This window comes from Brenneria salicis ATCC 15712 = DSM 30166 (assembly GCF_003315515.1).
Lineage (GTDB): Bacteria > Pseudomonadota > Gammaproteobacteria > Enterobacterales > Enterobacteriaceae > Brenneria > Brenneria salicis.
Genome location: NZ_QNRY01000002.1, coordinates 112,874 through 129,174, shown reverse-complemented (window position 1 = coordinate 129,174; position 16,301 = coordinate 112,874). Strand labels below are relative to the sequence as shown.

Below are 16,301 nucleotides of genomic sequence, written 5' to 3'. Positions count from 1 at the left end.
ATGTCGCAGGCAGCACTGAATACACGTGGCCGAGAGCCGGAAGCGAAAAGGTCGCGTCGCAGCAACGGGGGACAGTTGGCCGGGATCGTATTCCTGCTGATGGTGATAGGGACGATCGTCTGGGGAGGCTGGATGGTCGTCGGGTGGATGAAAGATACCAGCCGTTTGCCTTTGTCGCGCATGGTGGTGACAGGCGAAAGGCAGTACACCACCAATGACGATATTCGTCAGGCTATTTTAGCGTTGGGGTCGCCCGGCACGTTCATGACACAGGATGTGAATGTTATCCAACAGCAGATTGAACGTTTGTCGTGGATTAAACAGGCCAGTGTTCGTAAGCAGTGGCCGGATGAATTAAAGATTCATCTGGTTGAATATGTTCCGGTGGCCCGTTGGAATGACCTGTTGATGGTCGATGCTGAAGGCAATTCTTTCAGTGTTCCCACAGAGCGGATAGGGAACCGCAAGATGCCGTTGCTGTATGGCCCGGAAGGAAGTGAAACCGATGTGCTGGAGGGTTACCGGACGATGAACCAGGTACTGGCAGCAAGGAAGTTTACGTTAAAAATGGTGGCGATGAGTGCGCGTCATTCATGGCAACTGGGATTGGAAGACGACATCCGCCTTGAATTGGGACGGGATGATCGGGAACGGCGGCTGGCGCGTTTTATTGAGCTTTATCCGTTGTTGCAACGGCAGGCGCAGGCCGAGGAAAAACGTCTCAGCTATGTTGATTTGCGTTATGACTCTGGAGCGGCCGTAGGTTGGGCGCCAGCATTGTTTGATCAGCAAGGCGTTGATCAAAAAAAAGACATTGATCAGCAACAGAACAGTAATCAGAAACAGAATCAGGCACAGGCTAAACAACAATGATCAAGTCGACGGACAGAAAACTGGTAGTTGGGCTGGAGATCGGTACAGCAAAAGTGGCTGCGCTGGTAGGGGAAGTTCTGCCCGATGGCATGGTCAATATTATCGGTGTGGGCAGTTGCCCGTCACGCGGTATGGATAAAGGCGGGGTCAACGATCTCGAATCTGTCGTCAAATGCGTGCAGCGCGCCATTGATCAGGCTGAACTGATGGCGGATTGCCAGATCTCCTCGGTGTATCTGGCGCTATCGGGAAAACACATCAGTTGCCAGAATGAAATAGGGATGGTGCCTATTTCCGAAGAAGAGGTGACGCAGGAAGATGTGGAAAGCGTGGTGCATACCGCCAAGTCCGTGCGGGTGCGCGACGAACACCGGGTGCTCCATGTGATCCCGCAGGAGTATGCCATTGACTATCAGGAAGGAATTAAAAATCCGGTTGGATTATCCGGCGTGCGGATGCAGGCCAAAGTCCACCTGATTACCTGCCATAACGATATGGCGAAGAATATTGTCAAAGCCGTGGAGCGCTGCGGCCTGAAAGTGGATCAGTTGATTTTCGCTGGCCTGGCGTCCAGCTACGCCGTATTGACGGAAGATGAACGCGAATTGGGCGTATGCGTGGTAGATATCGGCGGCGGTACGATGGACATCGCGGTATATACCGGCGGCGCCCTGCGGCATACCAAGGTCATTCCTTATGCGGGCAACGTGGTCACCAGCGACATCGCCTACGCGTTCGGTACGCCGCCGACAGATGCGGAAGCCATCAAGGTTCGCCACGGTTGTGCATTGGGCTCGATTGTCAGTAAAGATGAAAATGTGGAAGTCCCAAGCGTGGGGGGACGTCCGCCGCGTAGTTTACAGCGGCAAACATTGGCTGAAGTGATCGAGCCACGTTATACCGAATTGCTGAATTTGGTAAACGACGAACTTTTACAGTTGCAGGAGCAGTTACGTCAACAAGGCGTCAAGCACCATCTGGCCGCGGGTATTGTACTGACCGGTGGCGCCGCGCAAATCGACGGGTTGGCCGCTTGTGCGCAGCGTGTATTCCATACACAGGTGCGTATAGGGCAGCCGCTAAATATTACAGGTCTGACGGATTACGCTCAGGAGCCTTACTACTCTACAGCGGTGGGGTTACTGCACTACGGCAAGGAGTCTCACCTTGGCGGTGAGCACGAAGTCGAAAAACGTGCCTCAGTGAGCAATTGGTTCAAACGGATCAATAGCTGGTTGAGGAAAGAATTTTAATTTTATCAAAGAGATCACCTGGCACAGTTTATGATCTCGCAGTTACAGGCACAAAACGGAGAGAAATTATGTTTGAACCAATGGAATTAACCAACGACGCGGTGATTAAAGTCATCGGCGTCGGTGGCGGTGGCGGCAACGCTGTCGAACACATGGTGCGTGAGCGCATCGAAGGCGTCGAATTCTTCGCGGTCAATACCGATGCGCAGGCATTGCGCAAGACGGCTGTCGGCCAGACCATTCAGATCGGCAGCGGCATTACCAAAGGTTTGGGAGCTGGCGCCAACCCGGAAGTCGGTCGTAATTCCGCGGAAGAAGATCGTGAAGCACTGCGTACTGCGCTTGAAGGGGCGGACATGGTGTTTATCGCCGCCGGAATGGGCGGCGGCACTGGCACCGGCGCGGCGCCGGTGGTGGCGGAAGTGGCGAAAGATTTGGGGATTCTGACGGTAGCCGTCGTGACCAAACCTTTCAATTTTGAAGGCAAAAAGCGTATGGCCTTTGCTGAACAGGGTATCGCTGAACTGTCCAAACATGTCGACTCCCTGATCACTATTCCAAACGACAAACTGCTGAAAGTATTGGGGCGCGGTATTTCCCTGCTGGACGCGTTCGGCGCGGCCAACGATGTATTGAAAGGCGCGGTGCAGGGTATCGCCGAGTTGATCACCCGTCCCGGCCTGATGAACGTCGACTTTGCAGACGTGCGTACCGTGATGTCCGAAATGGGTTATGCCATGATGGGTTCCGGTGTGGCGCGTGGTGAAGATCGTGCGGAAGAAGCGGCGGAAATGGCGATCTCCAGCCCATTGCTGGAAGATATCGACCTGTCTGGCGCCCGCGGTGTGCTGGTTAACATTACCGCCGGTTTCGACCTGCGTCTGGATGAGTTTGAAACGGTGGGGAATACCATTCGCGCCTTCGCTTCCGACAATGCGACAGTGGTTATCGGTACTTCCCTTGATCCTGAAATGAACGATGAACTGCGCGTCACTGTTGTTGCGACGGGTATCGGCATGGACAAACGTCCTGAAATCACACTGGTGACCAATAAACAGTCAAGTCAGCCAGTGATGGATCATCGCTATCAGCAACATGGCATGACGCCGCTGACTCAGGATAAACCGGTTGCGAAGGTGGTTAACGACCAGAATCCGCAAACCAATAAAGAGCCAGACTATCTGGATATCCCGGCGTTTTTGCGTAAGCAGGCGGATTAATAGCGTCGCATAACGTTGGAATCTCCGCTCTTTGTGCTAAACTGTCCCGCCGAGCCTGGTGTATACTAAGTCGGTAGGTTCAGTAACATGCGAGATAAAATGATGATCAAACAACGTACATTAAAGCGTATTGTTCAGGCGACAGGGGTCGGTTTACATACCGGCAAGAAAGTCACCCTGACCATGCGTCCTGCACCGGCGAATACCGGGGTCATCTATCGTCGCACTGACTTGAATCCCCCGGTTGATTTTCCGGCTGATGCAAAATCCGTGCGTGATACCATGCTCTGTACTTGCCTGGTTAATGAGCATGACGTGCGTATTTCTACGGTGGAGCATCTTAACGCAGCCTTGGCTGGGTTGGGAATCGACAATATTGTCGTTGAAGTTGATGCACCGGAAATTCCAATTATGGATGGCAGCGCCAGTCCTTTCGTTTACCTGCTCTTGGACGCCGGGATCGAAGAACTGAACAGCGCAAAAAAATTCGTGCGTATCAAACAGCCAGTGCGTGTTGAAGATGGCGACAAATGGGCCGAGATGACGCCGTTCAACGGTTTCCATCTGGACTTCACCATCGATTTCAATCACCCGGCTATTGATGCAGGTTCCCAGCGTTATCGTCTGGACTTCTCCGCTGATGCGTTCGTGCGCCAGATTAGCCGCGCGCGTACCTTCGGTTTTATGCGTGATATCGAATACTTGCAGTCTCGTGGGTTGTGCCTGGGCGGTAGTTTCGATTGTGCAATAGTCGTAGACGATTATCGGGTGCTGAACGAAGACGGCTTACGCTTTGAAGATGAGTTTGTTCGCCATAAAATGCTGGACGCCATTGGCGACCTGTTTATGTGTGGTCATAACATCATCGGCGCATTTACTGCATTCAAGTCGGGCCATGCCTTGAACAACAAATTGTTGCAGGCGGTTCTGGCCAAGCAGGAAGCGTGGGAATACGTCACCTTCGAAGACGAAGCTGAAATGCCGTTGGCATTTAAAGCGCCGTCAACCGTATTGGCGTAACGCCTTAGTATTGTCATTTCTTATTACGACTGGTTTTACTGGTACTCTCTCCGGCCAGCGAAGCCAGTCGTTCTAATATCTTGCGTAATTTCTCCGGACTGTGCCCTGCCAGACTTCTCAATGTTTCCGCGCTTTGTTCGCTTAACTGACGCAATGGCTTGCTCTGAGTCTCGTTGCCGGACAGTGCAGGGGGAATTTTCAGGATTTCATGCCCTTTTGCGGCGAGTGATGGATTAATCCTGATGTCGATTGAAGCCAATGATGGTAATATTTGTGCGCGTAATGCAGAGATCAAAGCGGGTTGTTCATAACGTAACCGCATCAACCAGTTAGCGTTGGCGGTTTCCAGAACAAGCAGGCCTTGACGATAATTTGCTACGCGGCACCATGGGTGCAATTGTGCAGGAAGCAACCCGCGTACCGCGCGGTTGAGTTTTAGCAAGGCGATAGCGCGTTGCTGTACATCACGTAGTGGACCCGCGCCCGACGTTGATGCGTTATCAAACAGGGACTCCAGTGATTGTGGGCGACTATCACGCATAAATCAGGCTCCGACGGACGTTAAACTTGTGATCGGTATTCTAAATCGTTGGCGACACTTTGGCAGACGTTATTTCTGGCCGCATCTCCTGTTGGGGATGGTCGCGGCGGGTCTTGGCTTGCCAACAAGTTTGAATGAAGCACGAGATCTGGCTTCGATGCCAAATTCCGCATCCAGCTTCATCCGCCCGAATAGCGTATCCCTCAGCCTTACCGATCTCATGGCGCTGAAAGAGGCGCATCGCCGTTCGTCTTTTGGTGTGGACTATTGGCATCAGCATGCCATTCGCACCGTCATTCGTCACCTCTCTTTTGCACTGACGACGCCACAACAAATTAATGCGCAGCAGGCTGATGAGCTACAGCCGCACTCGTTGGTGCTGCTGGAGACGCTTAATGCGCTGTTAACACGTGAAGAAAAACCCCCCACCGCCGTTCATCAAACCGGGCGCGTTTCCTTTTTTTCCCCGACTCGTCATCAGACGGGACTCTGGCTAGCCCAGATTCAAGGCATTCGTGCCGGCCCGCACTTCCAGCGCTGAAAAATACGTTATTGATAATTAATAGCTGTAGAAATTTTCTCCAGCATCTTGATGTTGTGCAGCCGCTGGATGAGTGGCATTTTTGAGATTAAAACTATTATGGTCATGAATATACTCACCAAAATTTTTGGTAGCCGTAACGATCGCACCTTGCGCCGTATGCGCAAAAACGTGGACGTGATTAACCGTCTGGAACCGGCGATGGAAGCGCTTTCGGATGAAGAACTGAAAGCGAAAACGACGGAGTTTCGCGCTCGTCTGGAAAAAGGTGAAGCGTTGGAGAGCCTGTTGCCGGAAGCCTTTGCGGTGGTTCGTGAAGCCAGTAAGCGTGTATTTGGCATGCGCCATTTTGATGTACAGCTTATCGGCGGGATGGTATTGAACGAGCGTTGCATCGCAGAAATGCGCACCGGTGAAGGTAAAACGCTGACGGCGACCTTGCCCGCTTACCTCAATGCGCTGACAGGGCGCGGCGTACATGTGGTAACGGTGAACGACTATCTGGCGCAACGTGACGCCGAAAATAACCGTCCGCTGTTTGAATTCCTCGGCCTGAGCGTCGGGATCAACCTGCCTGGCATGCCTTCCCCTGCGAAACGCGAAGCTTACGCGGCGGATATTACTTACGGCACCAACAATGAATATGGTTTTGACTATCTTCGTGACAACATGGCGTTCAGCCCGGAAGATCGCGTTCAACGTAAATTGTACTATGCGTTGGTGGATGAGGTTGACTCCATTCTGATCGACGAAGCGCGCACACCGCTGATTATTTCTGGCCCTGCCGAAGACAGTTCCGAGCTTTATACTCGGGTGAACACGATCATCCCTCACCTGATCCGTCAGGAAAAAGAGGATTCCGATACGTTCCACGGTGAAGGCCACTTTTCCGTTGATGAGAAATCCCGCCAGGTTAACCTTACCGAACGCGGTCTGGTGCTGGTCGAAGAGTTGCTGGTTAAAGAAGGCATCATGGACGAAGGCGAATCGTTGTACTCGCCGACGAACATCATGCTGATGCACCACGTGACCGCCGCGTTGCGTGCTCATGTACTGTTTACCCGTGATGTGGATTACATCGTCAAAGACGGTGAAGTCATCATCGTTGATGAGCACACTGGCCGTACCATGCAGGGGCGTCGCTGGTCTGATGGTCTGCATCAGGCGGTGGAAGCGAAAGAGCATGTGACGATTCAGAACGAAAACCAGACGCTGGCTTCCATCACGTTCCAGAACTATTTCCGTCTATATGAAAAACTTGCCGGGATGACCGGTACGGCGGATACCGAAGCGTTTGAGTTCAGTTCCATTTATAAGTTGGATACGATTGTTGTCCCGACCAACCGTCCGATGATCCGTAAGGATTTGCCCGATCTGGTTTATATGACGGAGCAAGAGAAAATTGATGCGATCATTGAAGATATCAAAGAGCGTACCGAAAAAGGTCAGCCTGTTCTGGTAGGGACGATTTCCATTGAGAAATCGGAGGTGATTTCTCATGCGCTGGAAAAAGCGGACATTAAGCATAGCGTGTTGAACGCTAAATTCCATGCGATGGAAGCGGACATTGTCGCTCAGGCCGGTCAGAGCGGCGCGGTCACCATTGCCACCAACATGGCCGGTCGTGGTACGGATATTGTGCTGGGCGGTAGCTGGCAGGCTGAAATCGACCATCTGGAAAACCCGGATGAACAACAAATCGCGGCAATCAAGGCGGCCTGGCAGGAGCGTCACGATGCGGTGCTGGCAGCGGGTGGTTTGCATATCATCGGTACTGAGCGGCATGAATCCCGCCGTATCGATAACCAGTTACGTGGTCGTTCCGGTCGTCAGGGGGATCCGGGGTCTTCTCGTTTCTATCTGTCGATGGAGGATGCGTTAATGCGTATCTTTGCCTCCGATCGCGTGTCCAACATGATGCGTAAGCTTGGGATGAAACCGGGCGAGGCGATTGAGCACCCCTGGGTCACCAAAGCAATCGCCAACGCGCAGCGTAAAGTGGAAAGCCGTAACTTCGATATTCGTAAGCAATTGCTTGAGTATGATGATGTCGCCAACGATCAACGTCGGGCAATTTATACTCAGCGTAATGAATTGCTGGATGTTTCTGATATCAGTGAGACTATCAACAGCATTCGTGAAGATGTATTCAAGGTGACCATCGACAGCTATATTCCGCCACAGTCTCTGGAAGAAATGTGGGATACGGAAGGTCTGGAACAGCGTCTGAAAAATGATTTTGACCTGGATATGCCGATTAAAGCGTGGTTGGATAAAGAACCAGAGTTGCATGAAGAAACGCTGCGCGAGCGTATTTTCCAACAGGCGATCGACATGTATCAGCGCAAAGAAGCGATCGTGGGCAGCGAAGTCATGCGCAACTTCGAGAAAGGCGTGATGTTGCAAACACTGGATTCGCTCTGGAAGGAGCATCTGGCGGCGATGGATTATCTGCGTCAGGGTATTCATCTGCGTGGTTATGCCCAGAAGGACCCCAAACAGGAATACAAACGTGAGTCGTTCTCAATGTTTGCGGCTATGTTGGAATCATTGAAATATGAAGTGATTAGCACATTGAGTAAAGTGCAGGTTCGCATGCCGGAAGAGATTGAAGCTCTGGAACAGCAACGCCGTGAAGATGCTGAGCGTCTGGCTCGCCAGCAGCAACTGAGTCATCAGGAAGAAGAGAACCTGGATGCCGCTGCCCCGGTGCATGCCGATCGTAAAATTGGCCGCAACGATCCTTGTCCTTGCGGATCGGGTAAAAAGTATAAGCAATGCCACGGTCGTTTACAGAAATAACGGAAGTTGTATTAGGGTCATAATGAAAAGGCGGTCATATACTCAATAGATTTCAAGGGGCGGGAAGGCGGCGGCCAAGTAACAAATTCGTCGGGAATGAGTTTGACCAGCTAACGCGCCAGCACCAGAAAAATAACGGGTATAACCGCCTTTTGCTTGATAGGAAGTATTAGGATGCAAAAACAGTTATCGGTTGCGGTGGGGATCATTCGTAACGCGGAGCAACGGTTTTTTATTGCTCGTCGTCCACATGGCGTTCACATGGCTGGCATGTGGGAATTTCCCGGCGGAAAAGTGGAAGAGGGTGAAACGTCTGAGCAGGCGTTAGTTCGCGAACTGCGTGAAGAGGCCGGGATTGAAGCCTCGAACCCGAAGCCGCTGGGGGAAAAGTCGTTTGCTACCTCGGAGCGTATTATTACTCTGCACTTTTTCCTGGTGGAAAGCTGGCAAGGGGAACCCTATGGACGCGAAGGACAGGCCTCTCGCTGGGTGAGTGTGGATGAACTGAAGGAAGACGAATTTCCGCCAGCGAATGCGGAAATGATCCGCTGGTTGAAATCTAACTGACCGCTCCGCTCGGGCAAATTCAGATGCTTTTTCGCTACGGTATCTGAATTCGGCCAGACTCCCCCACCAGGGCGACAGGCTTAGTGTTGCTGGTCTTCACTATCTGAAATGATATCATCGCTGGGGATGCGTTTCTCTTCATCAGCCCATTCACCAAGGTCAATAAGCTGGCAGCGTTTACTGCAAAATGGCCGATAAACGTTCTGTGCCGTCCATTCTACCGGCTTTTTGCAGGTCGGGCATGGTACCGTTGTGATCTCATTATCCATCTAATTTCTCCTGACAAATTCCCTTATTCATGTATTGATGCCAATTCTGACATTTTCTTTGGCGCAACGTTAGCAACAAGCTAAATCAAAAGTTAAACGCGGGGGAATTTGACCGTTTTCACTATCCAGAGAGAGAAAACGGATTGCATAACGTGTTTTATGACCGGATATCTGCGGGTAAAGCTGAAGCGCTAATTCGATACGTAAACGTAACAGGTCGGCATCGGAGGCGTTATCCTGAAAAAAACCGTTCAGGCTGATTTGTGGGCGGAAAGTCCCGGAGTGGCGAATCAGTTCCAGTATCATATCCAGTGAACGCTTCAGAGGCGCTAATGAGGCCAGCCAGCCTGACACCAGATGTTCACGTTGCGTTTGTGGCTGATGAAGCCAGATATGCAGCGTCGGTAAGTCAAAGCTGCAACATCCCCCCGGAATATTTAGCCGCTGGCGAACCATGCTGATCAGCCGGTCTTCACGCAGAATCTGCCCCATCCGTGGCGCTGCCATCAGTACCGCAGACTGATCTTTTAACTGGCGGCGTAAAGTGTGGATCCGGTCCATATCGACACCTGGCACATCACTCCATTGCAGTAATTTCTGCTGCTGACGTTCCAGTTCTTTCAATAATTCAGTACGGACATCGCCGCGTTCCAACACGTCCAGCAGATCGGAGATGGAATTAAAGAATGTCAGGGCGCTTCCCATGTCGGTCAGAGCATGGTTTTGGTGTAATTGTTGTAGCAACGATTCGATGCGTAACCAGGTCCGCGTCTTTTCGTTTAGCGGATATTCAAACAAAATAGTTGAGGACACATCACTCATTCTTGGTCATCCTGTTGGTAGCAGCGGCAGCCAGCTTAAGGTAATGGCGGTGCAGTTCGGCAACGCGCGGAGCGAGTTCGCTCTGACTACTATTATTATCAATAATATCATCGGCATAAGCCAGACGTTGCTCTTGGGTCGCCTGCGCCGCCAGTATGTTTTCCGCTTGTTGAAGACTGGTTCCATCTCGCGCCAGCGTGCGTTCAAGCTGGATATTCCGGTTGACGTCCACGACCAGAACACGCTGTGCGTATTGTTGCAAGCCGTTCTCTACCAGCAATGGTACCACCCAAAGTAGATACGATCCGGTTAATGTCTGAAATTGTCGCTGTGTTTCCTCATGGATCAAGGGATGCAACAGATTATTCAGCCACTGCTTTTCTTGCAGTGAAGCGAAAATTCGTTGGCGTAGCGTTGAGCGATTGAGAGAACCATCAACATTCAGGATGTTATCGCCAAATCGGTGTTTGATCGCGTCCAGCACGGGTGTGCCGGGTTCGACCACCTGACGCGCAATAACATCCGCATCAATGATGGTTACCCCAAGTTTCGCAAACTCATTGGCGACGGTGCTTTTCCCGCTGCCGATTCCCCCTGTCAGGGCTACGATATATGTCATGGCAACGATTCTGAAAATGAATAGGTAAATTTCATCGATTTTATCCCAAATAAACGCAAAATCGCAGTCTTGCCGAAGGAATATTAGCGCGTATGATAACGTCACTGGGAATGGCATTAATCATTTGGTTTATCGTTACTGAAAACCGCTTTACTCGTCGCCGCCACTAACCAGGAACTCGAATCCCATGCGTATCGAAGAAGATCTAAAGTTGGGCTTTAAAGACGTTCTCATCCGCCCTAAACGCTCTACCCTCAAAAGTCGTTCTGAAGTTGAACTGGCGCGTCAGTTCAACTTTCTCCATGCTGGTGGCGCATGGTCCGGGGTGCCGATCATCGCTGCCAATATGGATACGGTCGGCACATTCCGCATGGCAGGGGCGCTGGCATCCTTTGATGTGTTGACTGCGGTTCACAAACATTACTCGCTGGATCAATGGTCGCAGTTCGTACAACGCTCATCGGCGGCGGTATTGCGTCATGTCATGGTATCGACGGGGACGTCTGACGCCGATTTCGCCAAACTGAAGCAAATTGTTGCATTATCGGCAGAACTGAAGTTTATCTGTATTGATGTTGCGAATGGGTATTCCGAATACTTTGTCACTTTTTTGCAAAAAGCGCGTGAAGCTTTTCCCGATAAAGTGATTTGCGCCGGTAATGTCGTGACCGGCGAAATGGTTGAGGAACTACTTCTTTCCGGTGCGGATATTGTGAAAGTCGGTATCGGACCAGGCTCGGTTTGTACCACCAGGATCAAAACCGGGGTTGGTTATCCGCAATTGTCGGCGGTGATTGAGTGTGCTGACGCCGCACATGGATTGGGTGGACAAATCGTCAGTGACGGCGGTTGTTCCGTTCCCGGTGATGTCGCCAAAGCCTTTGGCGGCGGGGCGGATTTTGTCATGCTGGGCGGCATGTTGGCCGGGCATGATGAATGCGAAGGCACGATTGTCGAGGAAAATGGCGAAAGAATGATGCTGTTTTATGGCATGAGTTCGTCTTCAGCGATGGAAAGACATATTGGGGGCGTTGCCGAATACCGTGCTGCGGAAGGTAAAACCGTTAAGTTGCCGTTGCGCGGTCCGGTGGATGATACCGTGCGCGATATCCTGGGGGGATTGCGTTCAGCCTGCACCTATGTTGGCGCATCGCGTTTGAAAGAATTGACTAAACGCACGACATTTATCCGTGTCGCTGAACAGGAAAACCGAGTTTTTAACGGCGAGTGACCGCGCCGTCTGTTAGTGTTGGCTGGATCAACCGCCAGCCAACACATTGCCAAGCTGAAAAATCGGCAGATACATGCCTACCACGATTGCGCCGACCATACCGCCAACCACCATCATCAATACAGGCTCCAGCGTCTGAGTCAAATTTTCGGCCTGTTGTTCGATTTTTCTTTCATACCACTGCGCCAACTGGGTAAATAATCTATCTAATGCGCCAGTCTCTTCACCAACTCGAATCAGTTGCTGACATGGTGCGGGGAACAGCGTAACGAACGACTGTGTCGCGTGATGCAGGGTGATGCCCTGATGAATCTGCGCTTGTATTCGTTGCAGTGCTGATTGGTAGAGGGGATGATGGATTGTGGCGGCGGCATCCAGCCCGGCAGGTAAGGTCAGCCCTGCATATTGCGTCATTGCCAGTATATTGAATATCTGGTTGAGGAATTTCCCGCGAATCAAGTCCGATATCACCGGTATTTTGAGTAAACAAGCCTGCTCTCTTTCCTGCCATGCGCTCCTGTTGTGTCGCATGCCGACATAAACCAGCCATAATACCGAGAGCATCAGCAGCGTGGCTAAACCGTTATTGGTAGCCCAGCTTGCCAGGTGGATCAACTGCTGGGTAAACCAGGGAAGCGGGGTATCGAATGAAGCATATAGGTTGGCGAACTCCGGTAATACCACGGTCAGCATTAGGATGCTGACCAGCAAGGCGATGATCAATACGAAGCAAGGATAGCGTAATGCTTTGATGACCTTGCGTTGCAGATGGCACTGTTTTTCCTGTTGATGAGCCAGTTGCAGGCAGCACTCATCAAGTTTCCCGGTGAGTTCGCCGACGGCAATCAAGGCGCGGTAGACAACGGGAAAGATATGCGGGTATTCGGCGAGGGTTTCGGATAGTGCTTTTCCCTGTGCAATCTGGACAGTGATGTCTTTAAGCACACAGCGCCAGCCGGGACGCTCATGCTGTTCTGCGAGCAAATTCAGGGCGTCCAATAGCGTCAGCCCCGCCTGTAATAACGTCGCCAGTTGTTTGATCAATTCACCAAGATGCTCGCCTTTCCAATAACGTGATGATAAATATTGTCCCGTTTTGAGAGACAAGGGCTGATACCCCTGGGCGATAAGGCTGGTATAAGCCTGATGGCGGTAATGCCCCATTATTTCACCCTGAGCGAGTTCTCCTTCCGGCGTAATCGCCTGCCAGTGATATAAGCGGAATAGTTTCATCATACTCCTGCCTCATGCGAAGTGGCGTCGCCGACAACACGATACACTTCGGCTATTGACGTAATTCCCGCATCAACCAGCGATAATCCAGTCGTAAACAGTGTGGGAAAGCCGGCATGACGCGAGAGTGCGGTTAGCTGACGGTCACCGACGTTGCTGACCAACGCTTGTTGCACCATGGCGGTTATAACCAGTAATTCGTATATGGCGACGCGGCCATAATAGCCGGAAAAACAGTGGCTACAGCCTTGCGCCTGCCAATGCTTCAAGGGCCCGCGCCAGATTTCGTCAGGAAAGTGACGCAGTGGTTCGGCCTGTGTTTTACAGTGCGGACATAAACGGCGTACCAGCCGTTGGGCAATGACCAGTTTCAGCGCGGTGGCAAGCAGATAGCCAGGAACGCCGAGATGGGTCAATCGGCTCAGTGTTTCTATTGCCGAATTGGTGTGCAGCGTGGACATCACCAGATGTCCGGTTTGCGCGGCTTTAACTGCGATTTCTGCGGTTTCGGCATCACGGATTTCGCCAATCATGATCACATCGGGATCCTGACGCAGCAAGGCACGCAATATCCGGCCGAAATCCAGATCGGCTTTCGGATTGACCGCCGTCTGGTTAATGCCGGACAAGGGGATCTCAATGGGATCTTCAACACTGCAAATATTACGGCTGACGTTATTCAGCCATCGGATAGCGCTGTAAAGCGTCACGGTTTTACCACTGCCGGTTGGCCCGGTGACCAGAATCATTCCCTGAGGCGCGCTGAGTGTCTGGATAAACTGCGCCAGCGCGTTTTCGGACATCCCCAGTTTTTCGAGCTCCAATTCCTGTTGATGAGTTTGTAAAATGCGCAACACCACTTTCTCTCCCTGTTGTACCGGGAGAGTGGCAATGCGCAATGAATAGGCCTGTTGATCCAGTATCAGACTGAATTGCCCATCTTGCGGTAAACGGCGTTCGGCGATATTCAATTTACCCATGATTTTCAACCGTGCGGTGAGCCGCGCGATCAGTTCCGTGGACGGCGCGGCTATTTCCTGTAACACGCCATCAATCCGTAGCCGAACGCGGTAATCGGTCAGCAACGGTTCAAAATGAATATCCGAAGCCCGACGTTGAATGGCCAGCCGCAACGTCTGATTAATAAACTGTACGACAGGCGGATCGTCATCACTGGTGGGGCTATCCGGTTGAGTGGGATAGGTTACCGAAGGCTCCTCAATGGCTTTGGTCGGGTTAAGCTGTCGCTCCATTTTTGCCTGCGGCCACTGCTCGATTAAAATTCTGCGGTTGCCGGCAAAACGCAGTGCTGCGATCATTTCCGCAGAAGGCGAGGCGTTGACCGCAACCGAGATAGTCTGTTCATCCAGCCCCAGGAAGAAGGCATGATAACGACGGCACAGTTGTTGTAATTCGTCCATCAGATGCGCGGTGTCAGTCATGATCACTCCGCCGTATTATCAAAGCGGAAAACATCCTGACACGCGGATTGTAAGCTTTCCGCCTTGTTGTCCATGGCACAGCGTTTTGTCCAGCGTGATGTGCTGGTCGCCGAATCCCAGGTTGGCGTCAGAACAACGCGCAGTCCTTGCAATGTTGATTGCCCGGTCAACGTGATAATGCCTTGATTCACGGCGACGTTACTGACATAGCGTGAAGTTATGCCGCCGGGAATGCTCTGATTGCCTGAGTTGCAGGTGGTAAAGGCAGCATTTTCCAGGCCACATAAATCGACAGCTGTTTTATAGGACGTCATGGTTTGCAGCATATCGGTCATGGCGGCTTTGTGTAGATAGCCTTGGTAAGCAGGAACGCCAATGGCGCTCAGGATGGCGACAATCGCAATAACGATCATTAATTCAACCAGCGTAAATCCCCGTTGTTTCTCCATGTCGGATTTCCCTGTTTATTGTCTGTGGCGACAGGATAGAAAACCGAAGCAAGGCTGGCGACCAGGTAGGTTCCAAACCGGAATACGCTATGAAAAAGATTTTTGAGTTTGCTGCTGATTAAATGAGTTTTGCGAGCGGTTACGCAATTTGTGAAGCGAAACAACCAGCAACCTGATGGATGCCGGAGACAAGCGGAAAGCGGCGGCCCGAAGGGGGTGGGCAGGGATTGCCCACCATAAAAAAATGTCTGGAGCATTTTTCAACGCCACGTTGTGGCGGCCCAAAGGGGGGTGGGCAGGGATTGCCCACCATACAAAGAGGACTCAGAGGAAACGCATGGATAAATCCAGTGCTCGCACGTGCTTGGTCAGCGCACCGACAGAAATATAGTCCACACCAGTTTCGGCGTAATCACGTAGTGTCTCAATGGTGATATTCCCTGATATTTCCAGCAGCGCTCGTCCTTGCGCGATAGCGACCGCCTCGCGGATTTTCTCCAGACTGAAGTTATCCAACATGATGATGTCCGCGCCGGAATCCAGCGCCAGGCGCAGTTCATCGAGCGATTCGACCTCGACTTCCACCGGTACATCGCTACGCAACAACCGCGCTTTTTCCACCGCTTGCCGGATTGAACCTGCCGCAATGATATGGTTTTCCTTGATCAGGAAGGCGTCGGCGAGTCCCAGGCGATGGTTCTCGCCCCCTCCAGATGAAACGGCGTATTTCAGGGCAGTTCTCAGACCCGGCAGGGTTTTGCGAGTATCGAGCAGACGGGTGCGGGTGCCTTGTAATAACGCGACGTAACGGCTGACTTCGGTGGCGACGCCGGATAGCGTTTGCAGGAAATTCAGGGCGGTGCGTTCCCCGGTCAGCAGTTGTTTTGCCAGTCCGGTGATTTCACACAGCGTCTGGTTGGGTAGGATGGTATCGCCGTCGGCGACATACCAGGCGATGTTGGTCGCGGCGCCAAGCTGAGAAAAAACCTCCTCAAGCCAGCGTTTGCCACAGAAAACACCTGCTTCACGGGTGATAATGTGAGCATGCGCCTGCGTTTCATCCGCGAGCAAATGGGCGGTAATGTCCTGACTGGCATCAGCGATACCACCTAAATCTTCACTTAAGGCCAGAGTAACGCTGGCGGGAATATCACGCTCAATACGCGCAAGCAGATCGGTCTGGCGCTGTTCCTGACTGTAACGACGAATTGGCATCACAAAGGCTCCGAAGGGGGATTCGGGACGATATGCTACCTTGTTTACAGACAGACATCCAGAATGAATAATCTTTGTAATTCAGTTGGTTACTTGTTTTGATGATTAATGGCAAAATACCGGGGAGCGAAGGTGACCTGAAAAACGCTTGTATTGCGCCCGGACGAAGCCTCCTTATGCAACGCTTCGCCCCGATGTTGTGTT

General features: G+C 51.8%; 16 protein-coding genes. 8 read left to right on the top strand and 8 right to left on the bottom strand.

Annotation, left to right across the window (positions count from 1 at the left end):
* From ftsQ to lpxC, 4 genes are all read left to right on the top strand, one after another.
* On the top strand, positions 1-873 hold the full coding sequence (gene ftsQ / locus DES54_RS02125) for a cell division protein FtsQ (protein WP_113864972.1): 873 nt from the start codon (positions 1-3) through the stop codon (positions 871-873).
* Entirely contained in the window at positions 870-2,126 is a 1,257-nt protein-coding gene (gene ftsA / locus DES54_RS02120) for a cell division protein FtsA (protein ID WP_113864971.1), read from the top strand. Before ftsQ ends, ftsA begins: the two co-directional genes overlap by 4 nt.
* 68 nt (positions 2,127-2,194) lie before the next feature.
* Positions 2,195-3,346 (top strand): cell division protein FtsZ, encoded by a 1,152-nt coding sequence (ftsZ, locus tag DES54_RS02115; protein WP_113864970.1) that lies wholly within the window; start codon positions 2,195-2,197, stop codon positions 3,344-3,346.
* A gap of 102 nt (positions 3,347-3,448) precedes the next feature.
* Entirely contained in the window at positions 3,449-4,366 is a 918-nt protein-coding gene (gene lpxC, locus DES54_RS02110; protein ID WP_113865013.1) for a UDP-3-O-acyl-N-acetylglucosamine deacetylase, read from the top strand.
* Between the two features lie 13 nt (positions 4,367-4,379).
* Here lpxC and DES54_RS02105 read toward each other — a convergent pair whose 3' ends face one another.
* Positions 4,380-4,907, bottom strand: a complete 528-nt coding sequence (locus DES54_RS02105; RefSeq protein ID WP_113864969.1) for a DUF721 domain-containing protein — start codon at positions 4,905-4,907, stop codon at positions 4,380-4,382.
* 28 nt (positions 4,908-4,935) lie between these two features.
* Between DES54_RS02105 and secM the strand changes: the two genes are divergently transcribed.
* The 3 genes from secM (at position 4,936) to mutT (ending at position 8,817) form a co-directional block, all read left to right on the top strand.
* Positions 4,936-5,448, top strand: a complete 513-nt coding sequence (secM, locus tag DES54_RS02100; protein ID WP_113864968.1) for a secA translation cis-regulator SecM — start codon at positions 4,936-4,938, stop codon at positions 5,446-5,448.
* Between the two features lie 99 nt (positions 5,449-5,547).
* Complete coding sequence (secA, locus tag DES54_RS02095) at positions 5,548-8,250, top strand: preprotein translocase subunit SecA (protein WP_113865012.1); 2,703 nt, start codon at positions 5,548-5,550, stop codon at positions 8,248-8,250.
* A gap of 174 nt (positions 8,251-8,424) precedes the next feature.
* Positions 8,425-8,817 (top strand): 8-oxo-dGTP diphosphatase MutT, encoded by a 393-nt coding sequence (mutT, locus tag DES54_RS02090; protein WP_113864967.1) that lies wholly within the window; start codon positions 8,425-8,427, stop codon positions 8,815-8,817.
* A gap of 80 nt (positions 8,818-8,897) precedes the next feature.
* Here mutT and yacG read toward each other — a convergent pair whose 3' ends face one another.
* The 3 genes from yacG to coaE all read right to left on the bottom strand — a co-directional run bounded on the left by yacG (position 8,898) and on the right by coaE (position 10,527).
* Positions 8,898-9,086, bottom strand: a complete 189-nt coding sequence (yacG, locus tag DES54_RS02085) for a DNA gyrase inhibitor YacG (protein ID WP_113864966.1) — start codon at positions 9,084-9,086, stop codon at positions 8,898-8,900.
* A 69-nt stretch (positions 9,087-9,155) separates the two neighbouring features.
* Positions 9,156-9,908 (bottom strand): cell division protein ZapD, encoded by a 753-nt coding sequence (zapD, locus tag DES54_RS02080; protein ID WP_113864965.1) that lies wholly within the window; start codon positions 9,906-9,908, stop codon positions 9,156-9,158.
* Positions 9,901-10,527, bottom strand: coding sequence for a dephospho-CoA kinase (coaE, locus tag DES54_RS02075; protein ID WP_113865011.1), 627 nt, complete (start codon positions 10,525-10,527; stop codon positions 9,901-9,903). The genes zapD and coaE overlap by 8 nt, the downstream gene beginning before the upstream one ends.
* Before the next feature lie 187 nt (positions 10,528-10,714).
* Between coaE and DES54_RS02070 the strand changes: the two genes are divergently transcribed.
* Positions 10,715-11,758 (top strand): GMP reductase, encoded by a 1,044-nt coding sequence (locus tag DES54_RS02070; RefSeq protein ID WP_113864964.1) that lies wholly within the window; start codon positions 10,715-10,717, stop codon positions 11,756-11,758.
* 27 nt (positions 11,759-11,785) lie between these two features.
* Here DES54_RS02070 and hofC read toward each other — a convergent pair whose 3' ends face one another.
* The 4 genes from hofC to nadC all read right to left on the bottom strand — a co-directional run bounded on the left by hofC (position 11,786) and on the right by nadC (position 16,097).
* Complete coding sequence (gene hofC, locus DES54_RS02065; RefSeq protein ID WP_113864963.1) at positions 11,786-12,991, bottom strand: protein transport protein HofC; 1,206 nt, start codon at positions 12,989-12,991, stop codon at positions 11,786-11,788.
* Positions 12,991-14,433: a type II secretion system protein GspE gene (gene gspE, locus DES54_RS02060; protein WP_113864962.1), complete on the bottom strand. Its 1,443-nt coding sequence runs from the start codon at positions 14,431-14,433 to the stop codon at positions 12,991-12,993. The genes hofC and gspE overlap by 1 nt, the downstream gene beginning before the upstream one ends.
* Positions 14,434-14,435: 2 nt before the next feature.
* Positions 14,436-14,882 carry a prepilin peptidase-dependent pilin gene (gene ppdD / locus DES54_RS02055; protein ID WP_113864961.1) on the bottom strand — a complete coding sequence of 149 codons (447 nt, stop codon included), beginning with the start codon at positions 14,880-14,882 and terminating at the stop codon, positions 14,436-14,438.
* 324 nt (positions 14,883-15,206) lie between these two features.
* Positions 15,207-16,097 (bottom strand): carboxylating nicotinate-nucleotide diphosphorylase, encoded by an 891-nt coding sequence (gene nadC, locus DES54_RS02050; RefSeq protein WP_113864960.1) that lies wholly within the window; start codon positions 16,095-16,097, stop codon positions 15,207-15,209.
* Between the last annotated feature and the right edge of the window lie 204 nt (positions 16,098-16,301).